At 63.4% G+C, this 580-nt stretch carries 1 protein-coding gene and 1 pseudogene; one reads left to right on the top strand and one right to left on the bottom strand.

The window, feature by feature from the left end; all coding sequences use genetic code 11:
- Nucleotides 1-238: pseudogene (locus GKN89_RS24260) on the top strand (amino acid ABC transporter ATP-binding protein); the annotation flags it as partial.
- A gap of 33 nt (nucleotides 239-271) precedes the next feature.
- Here the strand turns inward: GKN89_RS24260 and GKN89_RS24265 are convergent.
- Nucleotides 272-580 (bottom strand): VOC family protein (locus tag GKN89_RS24265; protein WP_370520308.1); only part of this gene is annotated, 309 nt, incomplete at its 5' end.

The raw sequence follows: 580 nt of genomic DNA on the forward strand, positions 1-580 counted from the left end.
GCCGACCTCCGCGCTCGATCCCGAATTGGTCGGCGAAGTGCTGGATGTGATTAAGGGGTTGGCCGATCTGGGGGTCACGCTGGTGGTGGTGACGCATGAAATCGGCTTTGCGCGCGAAGCGGCGGATCGGGTGGTGTTTATGGTCGACGGCCAGATCGTCGAGCAAGGCGACGCCAGGCAGGTGCTGGCCCAACCGCAGCATCCGCGCACCGTCAATTTCCTCAACAAGGTATTGTGATGGTCGGGGCGCCGCAGCGCCCCGCATGGCCGCTTACCGGCCGGCGAAACGTCGCTTCTCGGCGGCGAAATCCAGCGGACGAATATCCTGCTGGTTTTTGTCCTCTTCGGTCAGCAACGCCGGGGGAATAAACCAGGTCACCTCGAACAGCAGCCCGTCCGGATCGTGGCCGTAAATGCTTTTGTGCACGCCGTGATCCTCTTCCAGCCCGAGAATGCCGCGTTCGGCCAACTGGTGACGAATGCGCTCCAGCTCTTCCAGGCTGTCCACTTCCCAGGCCAGATGGTACAGCCCGGCCGCTGGCTCATGCTCCGCCGGCGGCTCGCCGTTGGCGCGAAACAC

Origin of the sequence: Serratia sp. YC16, assembly GCF_009707615.1 — a bacterium.
Lineage (GTDB): Bacteria > Pseudomonadota > Gammaproteobacteria > Enterobacterales > Enterobacteriaceae > Serratia > Serratia surfactantfaciens.